This window comes from Corynebacterium sp. HMSC06D04 (assembly GCF_001807315.1).
Lineage (GTDB): Bacteria > Actinomycetota > Actinomycetes > Mycobacteriales > Mycobacteriaceae > Corynebacterium > Corynebacterium simulans.
In genome coordinates this window covers 186,691-210,563 of sequence record NZ_KV788559.1, presented here as the reverse complement: position 1 = coordinate 210,563, position 23,873 = coordinate 186,691, and the positions used below count along the sequence as shown (strand labels likewise).

The window sequence follows — 23,873 nt, the reverse complement described above, 5'->3', positions numbered from 1 at the left end:
ACGATGTGGATGTTGAGGTTTGAGTGCTCACAGTTGATTCCTAGAAGTAGTCAGGTGGTCTTCGAGTTCGGTGAGGTAGGTGGAGTAGTTGCCGTGGCGGAGGGCTTCGGCAAGCAGGCGGTGCTGGGCGACGAAGCCACGCGCTCGCTCCACATTGCGGCCAATTGCCGTGGCTGTGAAGCGCTGCTGACGCTCGCGCAGCGTGTGACCGAGATGGGCAAGCAGGCTATTGCCGCCGTTGTCCATGATGGTTTGGTGGAAACGCGCATCGAGGTGGGCGTATGTGCGCAGGTCACCGGCGTTGAGCGCGGCGTCTTGTTCCGCGATGGTCGCATCGAGGCGATCAGCAATGACGGCGCGCTCTGCGGCGGGGAGGGCGCAGATATGGCGGGCGGAGTGGGCGTCGACAAGCAGGCGCGCCTCGTAGACCTCGCGAATCTCGCGCGGGCTGATCGGGACCACCAGCGCGCCGCGTTTGGGATAGAGCTTCAAAAAGCCCTCAACTTCCAAGCGGAGGAAGGCCTCGCGCATGGGAGTCCTGCTCATCCCGAGCTCTGAGGCGATGACTGCCTCGGAGAGCATCTCGGATTCGGCAATGTCACCTTCGATGATTGCACGCTTGACCCATTCATAGGCGCGCTCGGCGGCTGGTGTGCTTGCATTTGACATGCATTCATCTTGCATACAAGCCACGGGCGTTGTCTAAAAAATCGTGCTATTCGTGAGGCGGTGATCACCTTCGTGCTTTATGAGATCTGCGAGACTTTTCGCGTGTTTTCCATGCTAGAAAGCTGGGCAGTGCATGACATTTAGGACGCATGTTCTAAAATGGGGCGCATGCAACGCTGGGTTTTACACATCGACATGGACGCTTTTTTCGCGTCCGTCGAGCAGCTGACCCGGCCCACTTTGCGTGGGCGCCCGGTGTTGGTCGCGGGCGTCGGCGGGCGCGGCGTCGTGGCGGGCGCATCCTATGAGGCCCGCGCGTTCGGCGCCCACTCAGCTATGCCCACTTTCCGCGCCCAGCAGCTGGTTGGTCTGCGCGGAGTGGTGGTGCAGCCGCGGCACGTGGTGTACTCGGCGGCGTCGAAAAGAGTGTTTAAGATTCTCGCGGAACACGTGGGAGTTATAGAGCAGCTTTCCGTTGATGAGGCCTTTATGGAGCCTGAAGCTTTGATCGGCGCGAGCCCAGAAGAAGTAAAAGAATGGGCAGATAACCTGCGGGAGCTGATTCGTGCGGAGACTGGCCTGCCGAGTTCGATTGGGGCGGGTTCGGGTAAGCAATTTGCCAAGATTGGTTCTGGGGAGGCGAAGCCGGACGGCACGTTTGTGATTCCAGCAGAAAAACAGTTGGAGATTCTCCACCCCATGCCGGTGGGAAAGCTGTGGGGCGTAGGGCCTGTAACGAGGACGAAGCTCGCGGCTATCGGTGTGGAGACCATCGGGCAGCTGGCGGCGATGTCGCAAAAAGAAGTGGAGATTTCTTTAGGCGCGACGATTGGTGTGGGTTTGTGGAAGCTCGCTCAAGGCATCGACGACAGGGCGGTGGCCCCGCGCGCAGTGGCCAAGCAGATTTCCACGGAGCATACCTATCCTAAGGATTTGCTCACGGTAGCGGAGGTAGACGCTGCGATTGTGAGGGCGGCGGAGGGCGCGCATCGGCGCTTGCTTCGCGACGGCCGCGGTGCCCGCACCGTCTCCGTCAAACTGCGGATGGCAGATTTCCACATCGAATCGCGCTCGGCCACGCTTCCTTATGCCACGGATGATGTGGAAACCTTAAAAGCAACGGCATTCAAGCTCGCGCGCTATCCCGATGAGCTTGGCCCGATTCGTTTGGTGGGCGTGAGCTATTCGGGCTTGGAGGCCGCGCGCCAAGACGTACTCTTTCCTGAGCTGGACCGCGTGGTGGTGCGCCCGCCGAGTAAAGCGGACGATGACTACGAGGCCGGAGTTTCGGACAACGCACTTGATGAGGGGCGCGTGGAAGTAAGCATCGAGGACGAACCCGATAGCACGTGGCGGGCAACGCAAGACGTTTATCATCCCGATTATGGCCACGGCTGGATTCAGGGCGCCGGTCACGGTGTGGTCAGCGTGCGGTTTGAAACGCGTGCGACAGGCCCCGGCCGCACCAAATCCTTTGCTGCTGATGATCCGGATCTAATTCCCGGGGACCCACTTGATTCTTTGGCATGGCCGGAGTGGTTTGTGCAGGACGCTGATCCGGATGCTGAACCAGGCACTGAGTCAGGCGCTGTGTAAAGCTAGCGCGAGTATTGTTTCGGCGCTGCTTTGGCGGCGAAAACTTCGGAGACGGGAGTGCCGGTGGCGAGGGCGGCGGCGAGAAGGATTCGCGCTTGACCGGGGCGGAAAGCGCCAGCACTAACCGCGCCTTTATCGGCAAGCGTTGCACCCCCCCCGGAGCCGCCGTAGGCGAGGGAAGTAGTGCCGTAGGGCACGCGGGTGCTGATGGCAACGGGAAGGCCTGCTTCGAGTGCGCGCGCTACGCCTTCGCCCATACCTTCGCCCATGTTTCCGGAACCGAGCGCCTCGATGACGAGGCCCGAAAAGTGGGGAATGGCGGCGTCGACAAGCGTGGCGTCAGCGCCGGGGTACGCGGCAAGGATGGCAACCGGGTGTGGTGCGAGTGGGGCAAGCGGTAGGGGAAAGAGATTGGATTCGCCAACGGGCATCGATTCAAAGCCGTTGAGATGAAAGGTGTGGTTCTTGCGTGCCCCGCGCGCCGGGATGGTCATGCCTCCGAACTGGATATAAACACCGGGGGTTCCTTGCTCGATGAGGCGCAGGCTGTCGTGGAGGTTGCGCGGACCGTCGCCTCCGGGATGATCGAAAGACCGCTGCGCGCCTGTGAGAACAACGGGCTTTGTGCCCGGATCAAAAATGGAAAGCGCCATGGCGGTTTCTTCCATGGAATCCGTGCCATGGGTGATGAGGATGCCGTCGATGTCGGTGCGGGTGAGTTGCACGTGGACGGTGCCGAGCAGCTCATCGAGATCCGCCAAGGTGATGGAGCTGGAGTCGAGTTGGCGGAATTCGATGACTTCAATGTCTGCCGAAAGGCTACGGGCCAGTTCCTGGCCGGTGACTGTTGGAATGAGCGAGCCGTCCGCGGCCGCGGTGCAGGCGATGGTGCCGCCGGTGGCGATAAGCGCGATAGTCATGGACTCCACCCTAGCGATTAGCGGCGGGGTATTAGTAGCGAAAAAGATGGTGTTGGTGGGCGCGGGGCGCACGGAAATGGAAGTGGCGTGGGTAATGTGGTGTGAAGAAAAGCGACAATTATCGTGCGCTAAGATGCGAAGTCGCGCCACCCAACGTGAGGAGAAAAAGTGAAGTTCACCAAGCTCGGGGCCGCTCTCATGGCCGTTAGTGCTGCTACCGCTTTGGCTGCCTGCTCTTCTTCCGATGAAGCTGACAAGGCTAAACCATCATCTGCTGAGAAGTCCTCGAGTGCAGAGGAGACCTCAATTGCCTCCACTGAGATTCCGGATGCAGCTGCCCTCAACGCCATCCTGACCAAGGCCACCGACCCGAACGTGCCGGTCGAGGAAAAGACCAAGACCGTGCAAGGCTCCGAGGAGGCGCCAGAGCTTTTCGACGTCATGGCAGCCTCCCAGGCAGAGTCCGGCGCAGTTTTTGAGGTCGTCGACCCAGTGCTGCCGGGCTACAGCCCAGAATCCGCGCTGGCTACCGTTAACTTCTCTACCCCGGATGGCCAGGGCCAGACCGCAGACCAGGTTGAGTTTGTCTTCGAAAACGGCGACTGGAAGCTGTCGAAGAACTGGGCCTGCATCTTGGTTTCCAACATCGTGCCGCCAGAGCAAGTCCCGCCGATGTGCGCGGATACCGCAGGCGGCGCTGCAGGTGCGCCGGCAGAAAGCGCTCCGGCCGAGCAGCCGGCGCAGTAACAAGCGAACAAGCGCTAGAAAAGAAGAGCTAAAACTCGAAGCCGGGAACTACTTAGCTGGGGAGAACTTCAGATCTGTGGTGGTGGACTGCACCACGCGCAGGTCGGAGGAGTCGGCGCCGTAGGTGATTTTGGTGTCGATGGCCACCTCGCCGTCGGTTGGCAGCGGCTGCGATAGGTCCACGGTCAGCTGGCCAGAGGAATCGGTTGTGGAGTCCATGACCTTGAGCTCTTTATCAGCCAGCTCCGTGCCCGCGGCTTGCCCTTCGAAAGACAGCGCGCCCAGGGATGGGCGCTGCTTTACAGAAACACTGAGCTTGACGACGTCGCCGTCCTGCTCATCCAGCGTATAAGTTGCGGTTTGTAGCAACGTGGACTCGCCGGCCACGCGGGATTCCACTGACCACTTTGCGCCCTTGCCGATTTCCTCGTCCGGGAAGACTACAGGTAGGGAAGTCAGCTTCATGATGGCCTGTTCAGTAATGCCGCGGGCCTCGTCGGTGCCGTCTTGCGGCGCGGCCAAGCGCAGCGAAGACATCTGGCCCGAGTCCTCGGCACGCCAGCCAAACTGGAATCCCTCGCCGGAGGAAGCATCAGCATCCCCGGAGTATTCCGGCGTGCCGCTGGTGGCAAAAACGTTGCGGGTAGCAGGCAGCTGGCCCTCGACGTTCTCGGTAGCCTCATCGACGCTGGCCTCTAGCGGCAGCGTCGTGGTGGCCGCCTTAATCTTGGAGGCATTGAAGTCCTTGGCCGCAGAAGACTTCATCAGGTCCTGGCTAAAGCCCTCGGTTACGGAATAGGTGACTTTCTGCTCGGCATCGATGTCGTGGTAGGAAAGCACCCGCTTTTCTCCGCTGCCTGCGGATTCGACGGTGATGCGCGGGGCGTCGATTGGCAGGCCCACCGGCTGCTCAACGGTTGGCGCAGGCTTTTCATAGGAGCAGGCGCTAAGCGGTGAGGCGGCGAGCGCGAGGACAGAAACGGTGGCTAAAGCTTTAACACGGAACACAGCATTCCAAATTACCGGAAGCGGGTGTTTAGAATGACTTGGGTGAGTCAAAAAAGAAGGAGTTTCGTTGGGCTGATGGCCGCGGTAGTTACCGCGGTGGCCGTCATTGACCAAGCAGTAAAGCAAATAATGCTGTCCATCCTCACTGAGGGGGAGCCGATGAATATTATCGGCGGATGGTTCCGCTTCTACCTTCTGTTTAACCCCGGCGCGGCCTTTTCTATGGGCGGCGAGGGCAGTACTTGGCTGTTTACTACCATTCAGCTGGCATTCGTCGTGGGCGTGGCTATCGCGGCGCCGCGGATGAAGGACAAATGGCAGGCCGTGAGCTTAGCCATGATCGCCGGCGGCGCGCTGGGTAACCTCATCGACCGACTCTTCCGCGAGCCGGGCTTTTGGTTTGGTCATGTAGTGGATTACATCTCCGTGGGACGGTTCGCAGTATTTAATCTGGCGGATGCCTCGATTACCTGCGGCGTAGTGGTATTCATTGTGGCGATGTTGCTGGAAGATACAAAGAAGCAAGCAGAAAAGGCAGGTGGCGATGCGCGAGAGTCGTAGACTTCCGATTCCAGAAGGCCTCGAGGGCATGCGTGCCGACGCCGCCTTGGCCAAGCTCATCGGTATCTCCCGGGCAAAGGCTGCGGATTTGTGCATGGCTGGCGACGTCGAGATGGACGGTGCTGCGGTAGCCAAGTCCGACCGCTTGGAGGCAGGCGGCTGGATTGACGTCATGATGCCCGCGCCGGAGGAGCCGCTGATTCCGAAGGAAGAACTCGTCGAGGGCATGGATGTGCTCTATGCCGATGACGATGTCATCTGCGTGCACAAGCCGGTGGGCGTGGCAGCGCATCCGACGCTGGGCTGGGAAGGCCCCACGGTCATCGGCGGTTTGCGCGCGGCGGGCTACCAGCTTGCCGACGCGGGGCCTACCGAACGCAAGGGCATCGTCCACCGCCTTGACGTCGGCACCTCGGGCGTGATGGTGGTGGCCGCAAGTGAGCGCGCCTATTCGCAGCTGAAGGCAGCGTTTAAAGAACGCACCGTGACCAAGACCTATCACGCGGTGGTCCAGGGCCTCCCGGACCCGATTGTGGGAACCATCGATGCGCCGATTGGCCGCCATCCCTCCTCCGGCTGGAAGTTTGCGGTGGTAGACGATGGCAAGCACGCCGTGACCCACTACAAGCTACTTGAAGCCTTTCGCGAGGCCAGCCTGCTCGAGGTACACCTAGAAACTGGGCGCACCCACCAGATTCGCGTGCACATGGCGGCAACGGGGCATCCCTGCGTGGGCGATCCCATGTATGGCTGCGATCCGAACCTGGCCAAGCGCCTGCGGCTGGTTAGGCAGTGGCTGCATGCGGTGACGTTGGGCTTTGCCCACCCGGGAACGGGCAAGTACTTCGAGGTGTCGGCGCCGTATCCGGATGATCTGCGCTTTGCGCTGGAGGAACTACGCGGATGAGGCATCCACCGGAGATTTATCGGCGGCGTCGGATAGCAGCGGGCGTTATGGCAGTAATGTTTGTTCTATTCATCCTGCTGTGCTTTGGGCTTTTCGGTACCAAGTCGACGGTGGCTCTGCAGGGGGATCAGCTAGGCCCCGATAATGAGTCGCGGGAGGAATACATAGCGCGGGCGGCAGATGCGCTTGCTGCTGCCGATGAACCGTCATATGCGTTGGTCAGCTTTGACGAGTCATTGAACTCGCAGCAGGTCGCCGCTCTGGCGCAGCCGGCCCCGCGCATGAGCGCCATCATCTTAGGGATGGCGGCACCTTTGGCAGTGCCGGAGCCTACTGCAGGAGCAGACCGCGCTGGCGTTATCGATACGGAGATAAAGCGCCTGCGCGATTCCTATGCGGGAGTAGGCCAAGCGAATGTGCCGTCGAAGGTGGATGCGGTCATCGTCTGGGCTGATGGCGATAGCCTGCGCGAGATTGCCGGTAACGAGTTGGTTGCTGCAGTAGAACCCGCGCCTGCCGACGCCGCCTGGGGCAGCTTTGGCGTCCGGCCCCTAAATTCCTTGCAGTACTAGTGCATGCTCAAGCACGGGCTCTCGCGAAAGGGCTCGCAAAAGAACCGGAAGAAGGAACACAGAAGAGGATAAAGATGCGCATTTTTGCCGATACCAGCGCCTGGATGCCGAACTACCGCTTTGCCTATATTGCCGTGTGGGTGGGGCTGGTGTTCTGTCTTATTGGGCTGGTGTTTCTGTTTTTTACTTCCGGTGAGCCGCTTTCGATTGGCATCTGTGCCTTCGTGGCCGTCTATTGCTTGTTTATGATTTTTCAGATGCCGCGCTGGGCGCTTGATGCGCGGGAAGAAAAAGAAAGGCGCCGCCGAGCAAAGGCAGCGCGGAAAGAGATGCGTTAGCGGGCGCGGCGTCGGGAAGCGCGGCGCGTGCGGACCAGATCCGCGAGGTAGATGATAACCGCCACCCAGATGATGCCAAAGCCAATCCAGCGGGCGGTGGACATGTGCTCGTGATTGACAAACAGTGCCCAGAGCATCTGCATGATAGGGGTCATGTACTGCAGCATGCCCACTGTGGCCAGCGGTAGCTGTTTGGCGCCCTTGGCAAAGCACAGCAGCGGCAAAGCGGTGATCAGGCCGGAGGCAATCAGAAGCACAATGTGGCTGGGGCCTTCGCTGGCAAATGTGGATTGGCCTTGGAAGGTTAGCCAGACCAGATAGCCGATTGCCACCGGCAGCATCGCGATGGTCTCCGCCGCCACCGAACCAGTAGAGGAGACGTGGATGCGCTTTTTCATAAGGCCGTAGATGCCAAAGCTAAACGCCAAAGCCAGGGAGATATACGGTGCCTGGCCGGTCATAAACGTCAGCCAGATAACGGCGATGAAGGCCACTCCAACCGATGCCGCCTGCGCCTTGTTGAGCGTTTCCTTCAAGAAGATGATGCCGAGCGCCACCGAAACAAGCGGGTTGATGAAGTAGCCCAGCGCGGCGTCGGCAACATGCCCGGAGTTAATCGCAATGACGTAAGTGCCCCAGTTGACCGTAATGGCCACACCACACGCGAGCATCCATCCCCACGTGCGTGCGCTAAACGCCCGTAACTCGCGCCAACCGCCGGTGAGGAAAAGGAAACCGGTAACCAGCACGGCAGTCCACACGATGCGGTGCGCCAGAATCTCCAGCGGGCTCGCTGGCAGCAAAAGCGGGAAGAAAGCGGGGAAGAAGCCCCACATGAGATAGGCAGCAATGGTGTAAATCATCGGGAAATAATGTACTCGTTGGCAGCCGAAACTGCGAAGAATTCTTGTCAGTATTTTCGGCGCGGCGTCGGGGTTTGACGCGCCCGCTAAACTAACCCGCATGGCGAAAAACTCCTCCTTTGTTCACCTTCACAATCACACCGAGTTCTCGATGTTGGACGGCATGGCCAAGGTGGACATGCTCGCCGATGAGGTGGTGCGCCAGGAGATGCCGGCCGTGGGCATGACCGACCACGGCAATATGTATGGCTCTAACGCTTTCTATAAGAGGATGACCAGCGCGGGTGTGAAACCCATCATCGGCATTGAGGCCTACATGGCGCCGGAGTCCCGCTTTAACAAAAAGCGCGTGCTGTGGGGCACTCCTGATCAAAAGCGCGACGACGTCTCCGCATCGGGTGCTTACCTGCACCAAACCATGCTGGCGGAAAACGCGACGGGCCTGAAAAACCTGTTCAAGCTTTCCTCGCTGGCTTCTTATGAGGGCCAATTGGGTAAGTGGCCGCGTATGGATGCCGAGCTCATCGCAGAGCATGCAGAAGGCATCATCGCCACCACCGGCTGCCCGTCTGGCGACGTCCAGACTCGCCTGCGCTTAGGCCAGTTCGACGAGGCGCTGGAGGCTGCCGCGATGTGGCAGGACATCTATGGCAAGGATAACTTCTTCTTGGAGCTCATGGACCACGGGCTCGACATCGAGAAGCGCACGCGTGACGGCCTGTTGGAAATCGGCCGCAAACTGGACCTGCCGCCGCTTGTTACCAATGACTGCCACTACGTGCTGGAAAGCCAGGCGCCCTCGCATGAGGCAATGCTGTGTGTGCAGACCGGCAAGACCTTCATGGACCCGGATCGCTTCAAGTTTGACGGCACCGGTTACTACATCAAATCCGCAGCGCAGATGCGTGAGATCTGGGATGACATGATTCCAGACGGCTGCGATAACACCCTGTGGATCGCCGAACGCGTACAGGACTACGGCGAGATTTGGGAGGAGCATACCCACGACCGCATGCCGATTGCGGACGTGCCGGAAGGTCACACGCCAACTTCCTGGCTGACCCACGAGGTGATGGAGGGCCTGCAGGATCGCTTCCCGGGCAAGGAGGTGCCGGAGGAGTACGTGAAGCGCGCTGAGTATGAAATCAGCGTCATCGATATGAAGGGTTATCCTTCCTACTTCCTCATCGTGGCCGAGCTCATCAAGCATGCGCGATCCGTGGGCATTCGCGTGGGGCCGGGGCGTGGTTCCGCGGCAGGTGCGCTGGTGGCTTACGCGCTTACCATCACGAATATTGACCCAATTGAGCACGACCTCCTCTTCGAGCGATTCCTCAACCCGGAGCGTCCATCCGCACCGGATATTGATATCGACTTCGACGACCGCCGCCGTGGCGAGATGATTCAGTACGCCGCCGATCGTTGGGGCGAGGACAAGGTCGCGCAGGTGATTACCTTCGGCACCGTGAAGACCAAGCAGGCCATCAAGGACTCCGCGAAAGTGCACTTTGGCCAGCCAGGCTTCCAGATGGCTGACCGCATCAACGGCGCGCTGCCGCCTGCCATCATGGCGAAGGACATTCCGCTATCGGGCATCATGGACCCGGAGCACGAGCGCTACTCAGAGGCCACCGAGGTCCGGCAGATGATTGAGACGGACCCGGACGTCAAGAAGATTTATGAGACCGCGCGTGGTCTCGAGGGCGTCGTCCGCCAGGCCGGTGTGCACGCTTGTGCGGTGATTATGGCGTCCGTGCGCCTGATGGACCACATTCCGATGTGGCAAAGGCCTGCCGACGGCGCGTATATTACCGGCTGGGATTACCCGGCATGCGAGGCCATTGGCCTGCTGAAGATGGACTTCCTGGGACTGCGAAACCTCACAGTCATCGGCGATTGCCTAGAAAACATCAAGAAAAACCGCGGCGAGGAAATCCAACTGGAGGAAATCCACGCCGACGACCCTAACGTGTCAAAGGTATACGAGCTGCTTTCCCGCGGCGAGACCCTGGGCGTGTTCCAGCTGGACTCCGGCGGCATGCAGGAGCTGCTTAAGCGCATGAAACCGACGGGCTTTAAAGACATCGTCGCGTCGCTGGCGCTATACCGCCCGGGCCCGATGGGCGTTAACGCACACTGGGACTATGCGGACCGCAAGAACGGCCGCAAGGAAATCACGCCGATTCACCCCGAGCTGGAGGAGCCGCTGCGTGAGATCCTCGATGAGACCTATGGTCTTATCGTCTACCAGGAGCAGATCATGCGTATCTCCCAGAAGGTAGCCAATTACACCGCTGGTGAGGCAGATGGCTTCCGCAAGGCCATGGGTAAGAAGAAGCCAGAAGTCCTGGCCCAGCAGTACGACAAGTTCTGGGGCGGCATGCAGGAAAACGGCTACTCCAAGGACGCCATGGATGCGCTGTGGGGCACGATTGAGCCCTTCGCTTCCTACGCGTTTAACAAGTCCCACGCCGCAGGCTACGGCCTGGTTTCCTTCTGGACCGCGTATCTCAAGGCCTACTACGCGCCGGAGTACATGGCAGCGCTGCTGACCTCGGTGGGCGATAAGAAAGATAAGTCCGCTATCTATCTTTCCGATTGCCGCCACCTTGGCATCAAGGTGCTTTCGCCCGACGTCAACGAGTCTGTGGAGAACTTCCAGGCGGTCGGTGAGGATATTCGCTTCGGCATGGGCGCTATCCGTAACGTCGGCTCGGAAGTGGTGGAGTCCATCGTCAAGACCCGCAAGGAAAAGGGCGCATATACCTCTTTTTCGGATTACCTCGACAAGATTGAGCTGACCGCTTGTACCAAGCGCGTGACGGAATCGCTCATCAAGGCCGGCGCCTTCGATTCCATGGAGCACCCGCGCAAGGGCTTGATGCTCATCCACGAGGATGCAGTCGATGCCGTGCAGACCACGAAGAAGGCAGCGGACAAGGGGCAGTTCGACCTTTTTGCTGGCTTCGGCGGCGATGAGCAATCTGAAGTGGCTTCTGCCTTCGCCATTGATATCCCGGACGACAACTGGGAGCGCAAGCATGAGCTCGCCCTGGAGCGAGAGATGCTGGGTCTTTACGTCTCCGGCCATCCGCTGGACGGTTTCGAGGAAGCACTTGAGTCGCAGACGGATACGCCACTGCCGAAGATTCTCTCCGGCGAGGTTCAAAACGGCCAGGAGCTGGTCATCGGCGGCATCATCTCGGGCGTTGACAGGCGCTTTTCCAAGCGTGATGGCTCTCCGTGGGCGATCGTGAATATGGAAGACCACAACGGCGCGCAGGTGGATATTCTGGTATTCAACCAGGTCTATTCGCTGGTGGCCCCGCAGATTGCGGAAGACAACATCATTTTGGCCAAAGTACAGGTCAAAATTCGTGACGAGCGTATGTCCCTGTTCTGCTCCGATATCCGGGTGCCGGATTTGGGGCCAGGTGGGGGAGCGGGCCTGCCGCTGCGCCTTACCATGCGCACGGATCAGTGCACGATGGAAAACATCGCCAAGCTCAAGCAGGTGCTGGTCAACAACAAGGGCGAGTCGGATGTGTACTTAACGCTTGTCGACGGCGCGGAGTCCACCATGATGGTCCTTGGCGAACACCTGCGCGTGGAGCGTTCGGGCAACCTGATGGGTGACTTGAAGGCCACGATGGGTGCCGGAATTCTGGGCTAGACGGCCGCGTGACTTTAATGGGTGAACTTAGCAGGTGAATCTAAAGCGCCAAAAGCCTTAACGCGCGTGGAGCCTTCGGTTAATCTAGACAGCACAGTCTAGAAGTGAAAAATCGGAGGTACACGCACTTATGGTCAACAAGATTCGCACTACCCACGTGGGTTCGCTGCCGCGTACGGAGGAACTGCTGGAGGCTAACCTTCAGCGTTCTGCCGGAGAAATTAGCGACGAAGCCTTTCACGAGATCCTGGAGCGCTCGGTAGACGACGTCGTAAAGCGCCAGGTAAGATTCGCCTTTCTTCGATGAAGGATCGCCGTGACCGAGCGCTTTTCGCGGAGGCCTATAACGACCCTGACTCGGGCATTTTTACCGGTCGCAAGAAGGTGGCGAACCCAGAGTTCACCGGTCCCGTGACCTACATTGGCCATGACCAGGTGGATGCGGATGTTTCTTTGCTGAAGCAGGCGATGAGCAAGGCAGGGGCCAGCAACGGCTTCGTGGCGGCATTGTCGCCGGGCTCGGCGGCGCGCCTTCCCAACAAGTTCTATGAGGAAGACATCGACCTGGTCCGCGCCTGCGGTGAGGCCCTGAAAGCGGAGTACAAGGCCATCACCGATGCTGGTCTGACTGTTCAGTTCGATGCCCCTGACCTGGCAGAGGCCTGGGATAGCGTGGTGCCGGAGCCGTCAGTGGCTGACTTCCAGGCTTTCCTGCATGAGCGCATCGCGGTGCTCAACGAGTCCATCAAGGACATCCCGCGCGAGCAGACCCGCTTGCACATCTGCTGGGGATCGTGGCATGGACCGCATGTCACCGACATCCCGTTCGGTGACATCATCGAAGAGATTCTGCAGGCCAAGGTCGGTGGTTTCTCCTTCGAGGGCGCTTCGCCGCGCCATGCCCACGAGTGGCGCGTGTGGCAGGACCACAAGCTGCCGGAGGGAACCGTCATCTACCCGGGCGTGGTTTCGCATTCCACCAATGCGGTGGAGCACCCGCAGCTCGTGGCCGATCGCATCATCAAGTTTGCCGAGCTGGTAGGCCCGGAAAACGTCGTGGCCTCGACTGACTGCGGCCTGGGTGGGCGTCTGCACTATCAGATTGCGTGGGCAAAGCTACAAGCGCTTGTCGATGGCGCCGAGCTCGCCACCCGCGAACTGTTCTAGTCCTTCTGAATAGGTCTTCCACATACGAAAAGCGGCACGCGCCCTACCCCGCGAAAGTGAGGAGCGCGTGCCGCTTCTTTAAGGTTTTAGAACTTGACGCCTGCGTTGCGCAGCATCTGCTTGACCGGCTCGAGGATGGCCGGGTTAGCCTTAGCAACCATTGCGAGGACCTGGACAACCGTAGCGACGCCGGTCAGGGCGATGGAGACCCAAGCGAAGACTTCCTTGGTCTCCTCAGATGGGCGAGCGGACTGTGCCCACTCCGGCATCTTTGACCAATTTTCCTCTTCCTTGGCCTTAGCGGCGGCGTCCTTTTCTGCAGCAACGCATGGCGGGGTTGCCGGCATGCCGGAGGAACCGTAGCCGCTGAGGATTCCCTTGAGCAGCTCCTGTGGGCCCATGAAAGAAGAACCCGCGGTGCCGGCCTCAACAGCATCCTTGTGGTCCTGAACAGCCTTATCTACCTGGGCCTGGCATTCAGCGGATAGTTCTGGCGTGGGAGCAGCTGGAGCGGCGTTTGCGGCGACAGGGGTGATGAGAGCGAGACCGGTGGCGCAAGCTGCGACCATGGTGGTGGAAAGACGCATGAGAATTAGTTCTCCTTGGAGTGTGGCGCGGGAGCCAGTGAAGGCAATTAATAACTCATCTACCGTAGCAAGCTCGCGCGAATCAAGAGCCTAAAATTTTACTAGAAGAATTTTTCCAGTTCAGAGCGCAGATGTCCAGGCAGGAAGCCGAGAACCTGGTCACGTAGGCCCGGCGTGAAGGCCACGCCCACCACCGCTGCGATTAAAGCGAAGATGCTCAGCGCCGCGCCCACGGAGGAGCCATGCACGGAGCTTCCGGTCGAGCTCAGGGAAGAACCTTGCGACGAAGCCCCGGAAGAGGCGCGCGCGGGATCGTCTGCCGAGGTGAGGTCTTCGATGTCGTAGGTGGTGGTCGTGCCGGAGACCTCATTGCCGACGATAAGCATGTAACGCCCGGTTGGGGAGTCCTTCTTGTCCACGAACGCAAAGCCCTCAGGGCCTAGGTCGCCGGCCTGGGAAAATTCATCGGTGCTGAAGTCACGGTTGTTGACGTAGGTGGTGAACTTAGCATTTGTGGGGTCGGTGACGTCGTAGACAAAGATGCCGCCGAGGCGCTCGGCGCCGATGAATGCGTAGGTCCTGTCGTCAACCTTGCCAACAGCAAGTGCCTCTGGTTCCGGGCCCTTATTGTCAGAGCGATCATCAAACTCCGCAGACTCATTGTCGGCGTTGTGGTTTAAGACGCCTTCGGCATGCAGTTTGGCGCTGATTTTCTCGAACTCGGAGCCAGAATCGAATACAACATTGCCGGCGGCGTCGTAGATAGAAAAGGAACGGCTGCCAAAGCTATAGACCGTATCGAAGCATTCTTTGTCCGCATTCCAGCCGGAAGCCGTGGTGACCTTCAGGTTGCCGGCGACTTTCTTGCTGGCAAGCTCGTCGAGGTTGGCGTCGCCAAGCGCGCCCTCACATACCTTTCCTGCCTCAATGAGGTCCTTCAGCTTGGCCTCCTCGGAGTAGACACCCGTGCCGCCATCTTTCTCATCGATGCCCCACTCGCGGGCGTCGCCCTCGTTTGCGGTGGCGAAATAGGTTTGACCGTTGGTTTGGAAAGCGCCGATAGAATCCGGCATCGACAAGCCCTTAACCCCCAGGGTGCGCAGCTCAGCGGCGTCATCTTTGTTGGAGGTATCGAGGGCTACTTGGGAGTGGTCAGCGATGTGGGCAGGCAGAATTTTTTCCACGCTTGCTGATTCGATATCAACGACCGCAATGGCATTTGCTTCCTGCAGGCTCACGTAGGCCTTGCCCTCGGCGGAGGTGATGTACTCCGGCTCGAAGTCGATGGAAGGCTTAGCATCGTGTGCCTCCGGGCCAAACACGCGCACGCCTGCGGGAAGCGGGGTGTTATCAAAAGCTCGGAAATCAGCGATGCGAGCATCTGCCTGCGTCGGCGCTGCGACATCCTGCGGCAGCGCGATGACGGAGATGGAACCCTCCGGATCGCTTAGGTAGTCATCGCCAGCTGCGTTGAGCTCGTTAGAAGGCTCGCCCTCATTGGCAAGCAGAGCGTAAGCGCCATCAGCAGTGATGTGTACGTTATCCGGCAGTGCTCCGACGGTGATACGCCCCAACTCCTCGCCCGAGTTGACGTCAAAGAAGAGAGCCTCGCCCTGCTCGGTCTTGTCTTGTTGCTGAACAGCTGCGACGGCAAGGCCATCAGGGCGGACGGCGACGGAGTTGATTTCCTTGTCGCCGCCAGCGGAGACGGTAGAAACCTTGCGCGGGTGCGCGGCGTCGGAAGCATCCAGGATATCGACCTCACCCGATACCGCGTTGATGGTCAGGATGCGCTGGGAAGCGGCGTGGAAGGCCACGATTTCCGCGGCCGATTCGCCATGCACCCCGGACTCGTAGGTGCCCAGCGGGGTGAGTTTGATTCCGGCGTCGGCGGCAGATTCTTCTACCGGTTTCGCCACGATGGCGCCATGCGCGGGGCTAACCAGCGAAAAACTGGTCACAAGGGCCGCACACATTGCGGTGGCGCGCCGGCGGAGAGAAAACGGGGAGCTTGAGACATAAGTTGTGAATTCCTTGAAGAAAGTAGGAAGAGAGTAGGAAAGAGAGATAATTCGTGCAAGAAAACGCAGCGAAAACCATCGAATACCTTCGCTGGAGAAAGTTATCCGCATGCTAACTTCAGCTAACTCTCCAGAAAGTTCTGAGTGAACTTCCCATAAACCGGTCGATTATTAGATAATCGCATCCCGCGGGGTAGCGGACACGCTAAACTTGGCGCATGACTGAAACTTCCGCTGCTTATTCACCGATCCATGCCTCCGATATTCAGATGGCACAGGCGAGAATTAGCTCGGAAATTTCTCCCACACCCCTGCACTATTGCCCGCGCCTTTCCCAAGAAATAGGCGCTGAAGTTTATCTCAAGCGCGAAGACCTGCAAGACGTGCGCTCTTATAAAATCCGCGGCGCGCTGTATGGCATCTCAAACCTTTCGGCGGAGCAGCGCCGTCTCGGCATCGTGACAGCTTCGGCCGGAAACCATGCGCAAGGCGTAGCTTATGCTTGCCGTTCGATGGGCATTCGAGGAAAAATCTTCGTCCCAGAACCTACTCCGAAGCAAAAACGCGACCGCATTAAGGTACATGGGGCAGACATGGTGGAGCTGGTGGTCACCGGTTCCACGTTCGATGAGGCCGCCGCAGCCGCGCATGCCGACGCCGCCGAGCACGGCGCCATTTTCATCGAGCCCTTCGACGCGCGTGACACCGTTACGGGGCAAGGCACCGTCGCTGCCGAGGTGCTTGCGCAACTGTCAGCACAGGGCAAGTCCCTGGATACCATGGTGGTTCCCGTCGGCGGGGGAGGGCTGATCTCCGGAATTACCTCTTATCTTGCAGACATGTCCCCGCGCACCCAGGTGGTGGGAATTGAGCCGCAGGGCGCGGCGTCGCTTAGCGCGGCATTCGCGGCAGGCGAGCCGGTGACCTTGGAAAGCGTTGATCCCTTCGTCGACGGCGCTGCAGTTAAACGAGTAGGGGTGTTGCCTTTTCAGATCCTGCAGGCAAATAGGCAGCGCGTGCGCTGGGACAGCGTTTCTGAAGGCGCTGTGTGCACCGAGCTGCTGGGGTTGTATCAGAACGAGGGCATCATTGCCGAGCCCGCCGGCGCGCTTTCGGTGGCAGGTCTGCGCGAGCTGGAGTTAGCGCCAGGCAGCGTGGTGGTGTGCGTGATATCCGGCGGTAACAATGACGTCTTGCGCTATGCCGAAATCATGGAGCGCTCGCTGGTGCATCGCGGCTTGAAGCACTACTTCTTGGTTAATTTCCCGCAGGAACCAGGCCAGCTGCGACATTTCCTGCAGGATATTTTGGGCCCGGATGATGACATCACGCTGTTTGAGTACTTGAAGCGAAACAATCGTGAGACTGGGGCTGCCTTGGTGGGACTTGAGCTGGGGCGTGCAGAGGACCTGAACGGACTGCTTGAGCGCATGGAAAGTTCCAAGATTCACGTCCAACAGCTGCATCCAGGCACTGCCGAATATGACTTTCTGGTGGCATAGGTAGACTGACACGCAGTGTTGACCAGCTATGAACGGCCCGTTCCGGGCGAGATTGAAAATGAGATCGAGATTAAGCACTCGCGCTTTATCACGCTCGTGGATCGAGTGACCTGTGAGAGTGAGGCGCGTGCGTTTATCGACGCCGCGCGCGAACGCTTCCCTGATGCCCGCCACCATTGCTCGGCGTATATCTACCACGTTGACGAAGCCAACCCAGTGGAGCGTTCCTCAGACGACGGCGAGCCTTCCGGCACAGCCGGAAAACCCATGCTTGACGTGCTGAAAGGCTCGGGAATGCTGGATATCTGTGCCGTAGTCGTGCGCTACTTCGGTGGCGTGAAGTTGGGCGCGGGCGGGCTCGTTCATGCTTATGGCGGTTCGGTCAGCGAGGCGCTCGAATTGGTCGAGCGCAGCACGCGGGCGCTGCGGGAGCTATATACCGCCGAATTCAGCCATGCCCAGGCCGGCCGCGTGGAAGCGGAGCTGCGCAATCGTGGTTATGAGATTACTGATACCGCATATGGTGCGGCGGTGACCTTTACTCTGGCTATCGAGCCCGGCGGCAGGGAAGACTTGGATGCCACGCTCGCCGCACTTTCCCAGGGCGAGGTGGAATCTAGCGAAGCCGGCACCGCCTGGGTGGAGCTTGGCGCCTAGGGGCGAGGGAAAGTCGGCGCTGCGCTAGAATGGCCGCCATGACTATGCAACGACGCCCCAACAATCCGATCGAGCTGAAGAAGCAGCAGGTTCGTAAGTACTCCCGGAACGGAGTAGTTAGCGTGGTCGGCGGCGTTGCTGGTGGCGTGCTGCTTGGGTGGGCCTTGTCTGGTTTCTGGGTCTTTATGACCTTGGGCCTTATCGTCGCCGTGGTTGGCGGTGCCTATAACTGGCGCAAGGTGCAAAAGATCGTCAACGAAAACCACAATTACTAGACCCGAAGGCTTAGATGCCGATCCAACCTGACTCAAAACCCGTCCGTATCGACGCCTGGGTGTGGTCTGTGCGCATGGCAAAGACGCGCTCGGAGGCTGCTGAGGCGGTGAAGGCGGGGCACGTAAAGCTCAACGGCAATGCGGTAAAGCCTGCCCAGCAGGTGGTTCCGGGAGATCGCGTACGTATCTGGCGCAATCACCACGAGCATGACTTGGAAGTCCTAGCCACCGTGGCAAAGCGCGTCGGAGCGCCGGTGGCTCGTGCGTGTTACATCGACCATGCGCCGCCGCCACCGCCGAAGGAGTTCATGCCTTCGGTTCCAGTCCGCGAGCGCGGCGCGGGCAGGCCTACCAAGAAGGAACGCCGCCAGATGGAAAAGTTCCGCGGCGGCTTCCGCTAGTTATTGGCCTCTTTTTTCTCCGTCTTTGAGGAGTGCGCGCGGTAATTCTGCAGCGCTTTGTAGCGGCCATTGAGGCGGCGCTTGCGGTCTTTGCGGTCTCCTGCAAGGGCAGTGGCCTCCACGTGCTGCTTGCCAAATTTATTAAGCAGCAGGTCGTCGATGAGGCGCACCTGGCCGGGGCGGAAGCGGTAGTTGATGGCGTCGTGTACGAAGGCGATGTCACCTGCATTCAGCAGCGACTTCAATTGGCTCATTGTGGTCACACCGTTGAGCTCCAAAATCTCTGCTAGGAAGCGGTAGTGCTCCGAACGCGAGCGCGGGAAGCGCCCGCCCATCAACACAGCCAAGACACCGGGCAGGGTCTCGGCGGAAAGCTCTACGTCTTCGCTGGTATCCGTGGAAGGATCTTTCAGCGCAGCAATCTGATCGAATTGCTGGTCCGCCAGCTCGATAAGCCCGGCGGCCAAGGTAAAGAGGCGGTCAACCTGCGCGGAAGGAGCCGCAGTGCCTTGCTTATAGCGGATATCGTGCTCGAACTCTGCCCACGCATGCTGCAGCGCGGTGCGTATTTGTACCTCAAAGGTCCAGCCTTCGTACTCTGCGAGCTCTTCAATCGCGTTGGTCACGCGCAGCACTAAATGGTGGGAGCCGTAGCCAAAACCGCCGGAAATGCGGGTCTCTGCGGCCTTATCCACCGAGCGCACCACCGCAAAGGAATCGCCCAAGACCTCGAGCGCCTGGGGGATAGCGGTGGAGTGGAAGACCGTAATGCGCACGCCGAGAACGTCGTGGATGTCTTCCCAGGGTCTGGGGTAATAAAGCTCGCCGTTTGCGTGGCGCTTTTTGGCCTTGGCTTTTAGCGATGGCCAGCGCTTGACGCGGGCGGAGGCGCGGTCGAAGATAACGCCGGCGTCGTTAAGCAGGTCCTCGATGGCCTCGTTGAAGTCTGCTTCTGCTCGTGGATGCCGGCGAACCCACTCGTGATACTGGTTGCTCAACCGAGAGATGGCGGATTCCTTCACCCCGCACCGACCTCCTGACTTTTTGCTTAAGCACGCGTTTATTCCCCTAAGCTTCTAGAGGAAATCCGTTAGCCCATAATAGTGGTTCGGGCGCAAGAACCGCACCGCGCAGGCGCCTTTGCTCGTTTAAGCGCCGTGACCAGTGCCGGACGCGCTTTAGCGGCGAGTCATGCAAGGCCACCACCGTGGCGGGATCCGGAACCAGGTAGTACAACGTCTGCCGAGCTGTTGCATGGGTTAAGCGGCGCAGGTGCGAGTCCATGATGCTGAAAGTCTGCGGATGCGCCAACCACGCACTAGCCTCGGCGCCGCGGGCCTGGATTTGAATGCCTTCCTCGCAGCCCGGCAGAATCTCCGCCGCGCAACGGGTGCGAAAGCGCAGTCCTTGGGCAGTAAGAGCGCGCCTTTGCAGGTTCGCTGCCGCCAAGTCCCACGCGCGGCGGGTGCTCAAGCCGAAACCGCTGATAGTGCGATGCGAAACAAAAGCCCGCGGAGCGTGCGCGGAGGTGTCTGCGAACTCGTCGCGCTGAAGGAATAGCACCGAAAGCTGGCGGGAGAGCTGCACTCCAGCGGGAGTATCGCCAAAGCCCTGGTCCGTCAAAGTAGCGCCCGAAAAGTCCTTCCGGCGCGCTAGGGCCGGCAGCAACCCCGCTAGGGCGATGGCCTCGAAATCTAGCGACTCAAACTTTTCCGGCGCAATGGCAGTGGTCATGGCGTGTGTCCTCCCCGCAGGACGAATATTTCACTTTCTGCACTAATTGGACTGCCATTTCCCGCCATCGGTTCCCAACGGAGTAGGAGAGTTTTTAAAAAGGCGGCTGCTCGTTGAGCTGGAGTTCTTCCAGCAGCTTCGACGCCGGCCACAACGCGATGTCCTGGCCTTTTTCGATGAGCTCTTCGGCGCGTTTTTCCTTCGAGGTCTTCGTCGCCCACTCGCCGAGGACCAGGATGGTGGTCTTCTTGGTGACGTTCTTTCCAATCTTGCCGCCGCGCTCAGCGATGCCCTTCCAGAGCAGACCTTTATCGAAAGGCTCAAAGTCACCGGTCAGAGTCACGTTCTGGCCAAAAAGCGCGCCCTCCGGATCCGCATCGAGGTTCGGGTCCGGAATGGTATCCGGTGTGGCTACCGACTGCCACGGAGCGGGTCCGCGGCCGGACTTCTTTTCCTTTCCGCCGGCCTTTGCGTCGGTCTTAGTACCCGACTTACGGGTCTTGTCGCGGAAGTCCGTGCCAGCGCCAAGGTCGGCCGCAGAGGTAGGCGCGGTATGCGCGCGCAGTACCGGCAGAATTGCCTCTTTATCCAACTTGCCGAGGCTAAATTCGCGGGAACGGAAGAGCTCATCCACCGAGCCCACGTGCCCAAAGCGCCGCGCAAGGTCCGCGACGATGACGCCGGCTGCGCGGGCGTCGGCAGTTGCCTCGTGGTGTTGGAAGTCATCGGCACCACAGAATGCCGCCACCGTGGGCAGCTTGTGGTTGACCACATCGATAACGCCGGCAGAAGAGGCATCGCGAGCCAGTGCTAGCGAACATGCCAAAGTGATCTCCGGAATCGAACCGCCAGCCTTCAGCAGGCCCTGACGCAAAGCGGTGGAATCGAACTGTGCGTTATGCGCGACTAAAACATCGCCGTCCATGAACTCAAAAAGTTCCGCCGCGGCCTCTGCAAAAGGCTGGGCACCCTCGACGTCGGCAGGCTTAATGCCGTGGATCGAGATGTTGATATCGGCGAACTTCTCAAGGCCCGGCGGGGGAGTACACAGCCAAGTGCGGGATTCGGTTTCCTGCCCATCGCGGAAACGCACCGCACCAATCTGGCACACCGAACCCCAATCATCGTTGGCGGTTTCCACATCAACGGCGGTGAAGTTCAGCCCGCTGACCGAGGCCGCCTCCGCCGGCGCCTCACCGCGCAGCGCAGCCTCGACCGCACGCGCGAAAGCCGCCGCGTCCTGATTGGGGGCAAAGGCAATGCGCTTGCCGACGCCGCCTAATTCCACGTATCCAAAGCCCGCCGCGGTGGGGGCGCAGACGGTGACATCGGTGACGTCGCTTAGCGCAACCTGCTCCTGTTTAGCCTTGCCCAGGCAAGCAGAAAGCAAAGAAGCTTGGAAAATAAGCTCCTTATTCGTGACATCGATGCGGGTGGCGTGGGCGTGAAAAGACACGAACTACCTTTCCGGGGAAAATCGGAGGAAAACTTCTTAAGCGTCGAAGACTGGCGGCTCTTCCTGGCGCAGAATCAGCGTCGAGCGCGGTTGAACAGTGATCGTACCCTCTGCATCAATGTAGGTTTCCTCCGCGGGGTAGCCGCCGGAATCCGCCGTATCGACCATAAGCCGCCAGCGCGCGCCCAAGTCCTTGGTAGGCAGGGTGAACTCAATCTCGCCGTGGTGGGCGTTGAAGATCATGATGAAGGAATCATCGGTGATGCGCTCGCCGCGGGCAGTGGTCTCGGTGATTGCGTTTCCGTTGAGGTAAACCATCAACGCGCGGCCAAAGTCATGATCCCAGTCGTCCTGCGTCATCAGCTTGCCAGAGGGCACCAGCCAGGCGATGTCGCGGTCCTGCACGTCGGAGCCCAGCGGGCCACCGGCCAAGAAACGCTGCCTGCGGAAGACCGGATGCGCGCGGCGGATGGCGAGCACACGCTTGGTAAAGCCCAGCATCGCCTCGGACTTTTCTTCTTCCAGCAGCGACCAATCCATCCAGGAAATCTCGTTGTCCTGGCAATAGACGTTGTTATTGCCGCCCTGCGTGCGCCCGAACTCGTCGCCGTGGCAAAGCATCGGCGTGCCCTGGGAAAGCAACAAGGTGGTCAGGAAGTTGCGCACCTGCCGGCGGCGCAACTTCTTTATCTCTTCGTCCTCGGTAGGCCCTTCCACGCCGTGGTTCCAGGAACGGTTGAAGGACTCGCCGTCGCGGGAGTCCTCGCCGTTTTCCTCATTGTGCTTGTCGTTGTAGGTGACGAGGTCCCGCAGCGTAAATCCATCGTGGGCGGTGATGAAGTTGATGGAAGCGGTAGGGCGGCGGCCATTGTTGCCATAAAGATCGGAAGAGCCGGTAAGCCGCGAGGCAAACTCTCCCAAGGTGGCGGGCTCGCCGCGCCAGAAATCGCGCACGGTGTCGCGGTACTTGCCGTTCCACTCGCTCCAAATCGGTGGAAAGTTTCCCACTTGGTAGCCATCATGGCCCACGTCCCAGGGCTCCGCGATGAGCTTTACTTGGCTGACCACGGGGTCTTGTTGCACGAGGTCGAAGAAGGTGGCGAGCTTGTCGACGTCGTCAAGCTCCCGCGCCAGCGTCGCCGCCAGGTCGAAGCGGAAGCCGTCCACATGCATCTCCGTGACCCAGTAGCGCAGCGAATCCATAATCAGCTGCAGCGAGTGCGGATGCCGAACGTTAAGGGAATTACCGGTGCCAGTGTAGTCCATGTAGAGGCTCTTGTCCTCATCAACCAGGCGATAGTAGGCGTGGTTATCGATGCCGCGGAAGGCGATGGTGGGGCCTAGATGGTTGCCCTCCGCGGTGTGGTTATAGACCACGTCGAGGATGACCTCGATGCCTTCCTCATGGAAGGCACGCACCATGGCCTTGAACTCCGCGACGGCCTCGCCGGGCTTTTTGGCATAGGCATAGTCCAGGTGAGGAGCGAAGAAGCCGAAGGTGTTGTAGCCCCAGTAGTTGCGGAGGCCGAGGTTGCGTAGGCGATCATCCTGCAGGAACTGGTGCACCGGCATCAGCTCGACGGCGGTGACGCCGAGCTCCTTGAAATAGTTGATGATCGCTGGATGCGCCATGCCCGCGTACGTGCCTCGCAGCTCCTCAGGCACGTCGGGATGGCGCATAGTCATGCCCTTGACGTGGGCTTCGTAGATGACCGTCTCATTATCAGGGGTGCGGGGGCGGCGGTCGCCGGCCCAATCGAAGAAGGGGTTGATGACCACCGAAAGCATGGTGTGGCCGAGGGAATCTTCAGTGTTGCGGCCGGTGCCTTCCTCTTCGGCGTGGATGTCATAGGAGTAGAGGGAGGCGTCGCCATCGAAATCGCCGTCGAAGGCCCTAGCATACGGATCTACCAGCAGCTTTGAGGGATCGCAGCGCAGGCCATTGGCGGGGTCATAGGGGCCATAGATGCGATAGCCATAGCGCTGGCCCGGGCCAACGTTGGGCAGGTAGGCATGCCAGACGTGGGCTGTTATTTCATTCAGCTCGACGCGCTCTTCTTTTCCTTCGCGGTCGATGAGGCAGAGCTCGATTTTTTCGGCGATTTCAGAAAAGATGGCGAAGTTTGTACCGGAGCCATCGAACGTGGATCCTAGTGGCGCGGGTTTTCCTGGCCAGGCTTGGGTAGGGCAGACAGCGGTTTCAGTCATGCCCTAGAGCA

Annotated in this window: 21 protein-coding genes and 1 pseudogene; 12 read left to right on the top strand and 10 right to left on the bottom strand. The window is 59.8% G+C overall.

Annotated elements, in window-relative coordinates; translation table 11 throughout:
- Nucleotides 1–27 precede the first annotated feature (27 nt).
- Nucleotides 28–669 carry a GntR family transcriptional regulator gene (locus HMPREF3155_RS10670; RefSeq protein WP_061923442.1) on the bottom strand — a complete coding sequence of 214 codons (642 nt, stop codon included), beginning with the start codon at nucleotides 667–669 and terminating at the stop codon, nucleotides 28–30.
- A 168-nt stretch (nucleotides 670–837) separates the two neighbouring features.
- Here HMPREF3155_RS10670 and HMPREF3155_RS10665 point away from each other — a divergent pair, with 168 nt between their 5' ends.
- Nucleotides 838–2,265 carry a DNA polymerase IV gene (locus HMPREF3155_RS10665; RefSeq protein WP_070433314.1) on the top strand — a complete coding sequence of 476 codons (1,428 nt, stop codon included), beginning with the start codon at nucleotides 838–840 and terminating at the stop codon, nucleotides 2,263–2,265.
- Between the two features lie 2 nt (nucleotides 2,266–2,267).
- On the opposite strand, the gene HMPREF3155_RS10660 is transcribed toward HMPREF3155_RS10665, so the two are convergent.
- Entirely contained in the window at nucleotides 2,268–3,185 is a 918-nt protein-coding gene (locus HMPREF3155_RS10660; RefSeq protein WP_070433290.1) for an asparaginase, read from the bottom strand.
- A gap of 168 nt (nucleotides 3,186–3,353) precedes the next feature.
- Here HMPREF3155_RS10660 and HMPREF3155_RS10655 point away from each other — a divergent pair, with 168 nt between their 5' ends.
- Entirely contained in the window at nucleotides 3,354–3,932 is a 579-nt protein-coding gene (locus HMPREF3155_RS10655; RefSeq protein WP_070433289.1) for a WKL family lipoprotein, read from the top strand.
- Nucleotides 3,933–3,980: 48 nt separating this feature from the next.
- Here HMPREF3155_RS10655 and HMPREF3155_RS10650 read toward each other — a convergent pair whose 3' ends face one another.
- Nucleotides 3,981–4,940: a hypothetical protein gene (locus tag HMPREF3155_RS10650; RefSeq protein ID WP_062038261.1), complete on the bottom strand. Its 960-nt coding sequence runs from the start codon at nucleotides 4,938–4,940 to the stop codon at nucleotides 3,981–3,983.
- A gap of 33 nt (nucleotides 4,941–4,973) precedes the next feature.
- On the opposite strand from HMPREF3155_RS10650, the gene lspA reads away from it, so the two are divergent.
- The 4 genes from lspA to HMPREF3155_RS10630 all read left to right on the top strand — a co-directional run bounded on the left by lspA (nucleotide 4,974) and on the right by HMPREF3155_RS10630 (nucleotide 7,318).
- Entirely contained in the window at nucleotides 4,974–5,501 is a 528-nt protein-coding gene (lspA, locus tag HMPREF3155_RS10645; RefSeq protein ID WP_061923430.1) for a signal peptidase II, read from the top strand.
- Nucleotides 5,485–6,408, top strand: a complete 924-nt coding sequence (locus HMPREF3155_RS10640; RefSeq protein ID WP_062038263.1) for an RluA family pseudouridine synthase — start codon at nucleotides 5,485–5,487, stop codon at nucleotides 6,406–6,408. The genes lspA and HMPREF3155_RS10640 overlap by 17 nt, the downstream gene beginning before the upstream one ends.
- On the top strand, nucleotides 6,405–6,980 hold the full coding sequence (locus HMPREF3155_RS10635) for a hypothetical protein (RefSeq protein WP_062043989.1): 576 nt from the start codon (nucleotides 6,405–6,407) through the stop codon (nucleotides 6,978–6,980). The genes HMPREF3155_RS10640 and HMPREF3155_RS10635 overlap by 4 nt, the downstream gene beginning before the upstream one ends.
- A 74-nt stretch (nucleotides 6,981–7,054) precedes the next feature.
- Nucleotides 7,055–7,318 (top strand): permease, encoded by a 264-nt coding sequence (locus HMPREF3155_RS10630; RefSeq protein ID WP_070433288.1) that lies wholly within the window; start codon nucleotides 7,055–7,057, stop codon nucleotides 7,316–7,318.
- Here the strand turns inward: HMPREF3155_RS10630 and rarD are convergent.
- The gene (gene rarD, locus HMPREF3155_RS10625; RefSeq protein WP_062038271.1) at nucleotides 7,315–8,181 is read right to left on the bottom strand and encodes an EamA family transporter RarD; all 867 of its coding nucleotides are present in this window, start codon (nucleotides 8,179–8,181) and stop codon (nucleotides 7,315–7,317) included. The genes HMPREF3155_RS10630 and rarD overlap by 4 nt on opposite strands.
- Before the next feature lie 100 nt (nucleotides 8,182–8,281).
- Here rarD and dnaE point away from each other — a divergent pair, with 100 nt between their 5' ends.
- Together dnaE and HMPREF3155_RS10615 are read left to right on the top strand one after the other, a co-directional pair.
- A complete protein-coding gene (dnaE, locus tag HMPREF3155_RS10620) occupies nucleotides 8,282–11,854 on the top strand; it encodes a DNA polymerase III subunit alpha (protein ID WP_070433287.1) in 3,573 nt (1,190 codons plus the stop codon).
- Between the two features lie 130 nt (nucleotides 11,855–11,984).
- Nucleotides 11,985–13,021: pseudogene (locus tag HMPREF3155_RS10615) on the top strand (cobalamin-independent methionine synthase II family protein).
- Nucleotides 13,022–13,107: 86 nt separating this feature from the next.
- On the opposite strand, the gene HMPREF3155_RS10610 reads toward HMPREF3155_RS10615, so the two are convergent.
- Complete coding sequence (locus tag HMPREF3155_RS10610; protein ID WP_061923410.1) at nucleotides 13,108–13,608, bottom strand: hypothetical protein; 501 nt, start codon at nucleotides 13,606–13,608, stop codon at nucleotides 13,108–13,110.
- A gap of 101 nt (nucleotides 13,609–13,709) precedes the next feature.
- Entirely contained in the window at nucleotides 13,710–15,584 is a 1,875-nt protein-coding gene (locus HMPREF3155_RS10605) for a choice-of-anchor I family protein (RefSeq protein ID WP_070433286.1), read from the bottom strand.
- 263 nt (nucleotides 15,585–15,847) lie between these two features.
- On the opposite strand from HMPREF3155_RS10605, the gene ilvA reads away from it, so the two are divergent.
- Genes ilvA through HMPREF3155_RS10585 form a run of 4 tightly spaced genes read left to right on the top strand, consistent with a single transcriptional unit; the run spans nucleotide 15,848 to nucleotide 18,464 of the window.
- Nucleotides 15,848–17,131, top strand: a complete 1,284-nt coding sequence (ilvA, locus tag HMPREF3155_RS10600; protein WP_061923404.1) for a threonine ammonia-lyase IlvA — start codon at nucleotides 15,848–15,850, stop codon at nucleotides 17,129–17,131.
- A gap of 15 nt (nucleotides 17,132–17,146) precedes the next feature.
- Entirely contained in the window at nucleotides 17,147–17,788 is a 642-nt protein-coding gene (locus HMPREF3155_RS10595) for a YigZ family protein (RefSeq protein ID WP_061923401.1), read from the top strand.
- 38 nt (nucleotides 17,789–17,826) lie between these two features.
- Nucleotides 17,827–18,063, top strand: coding sequence for a hypothetical protein (locus HMPREF3155_RS10590; protein WP_061923691.1), 237 nt, complete (start codon nucleotides 17,827–17,829; stop codon nucleotides 18,061–18,063).
- 14 nt (nucleotides 18,064–18,077) lie between these two features.
- Complete coding sequence (locus HMPREF3155_RS10585; protein WP_061923398.1) at nucleotides 18,078–18,464, top strand: RNA-binding S4 domain-containing protein; 387 nt, start codon at nucleotides 18,078–18,080, stop codon at nucleotides 18,462–18,464.
- On the opposite strand, the gene HMPREF3155_RS10580 is transcribed toward HMPREF3155_RS10585, so the two are convergent.
- The 4 genes from HMPREF3155_RS10580 to glgX form a co-directional block, all read right to left on the bottom strand.
- Nucleotides 18,461–19,486, bottom strand: a complete 1,026-nt coding sequence (locus tag HMPREF3155_RS10580) for a GTP pyrophosphokinase (protein ID WP_061923395.1) — start codon at nucleotides 19,484–19,486, stop codon at nucleotides 18,461–18,463. The two genes, HMPREF3155_RS10585 and HMPREF3155_RS10580, sit on opposite strands and share 4 nt — an antisense overlap.
- A 46-nt stretch (nucleotides 19,487–19,532) precedes the next feature.
- Nucleotides 19,533–20,198, bottom strand: coding sequence for a hypothetical protein (locus HMPREF3155_RS10575; RefSeq protein ID WP_070433285.1), 666 nt, complete (start codon nucleotides 20,196–20,198; stop codon nucleotides 19,533–19,535).
- A 94-nt stretch (nucleotides 20,199–20,292) separates the two neighbouring features.
- Entirely contained in the window at nucleotides 20,293–21,654 is a 1,362-nt protein-coding gene (locus HMPREF3155_RS10570; protein ID WP_061923389.1) for a 3'-5' exonuclease, read from the bottom strand.
- A 36-nt stretch (nucleotides 21,655–21,690) separates the two neighbouring features.
- Complete coding sequence (glgX, locus tag HMPREF3155_RS10565) at nucleotides 21,691–23,862, bottom strand: glycogen debranching protein GlgX (protein WP_061923386.1); 2,172 nt, start codon at nucleotides 23,860–23,862, stop codon at nucleotides 21,691–21,693.
- Nucleotides 23,863–23,873: the final 11 nt, after the last annotated feature.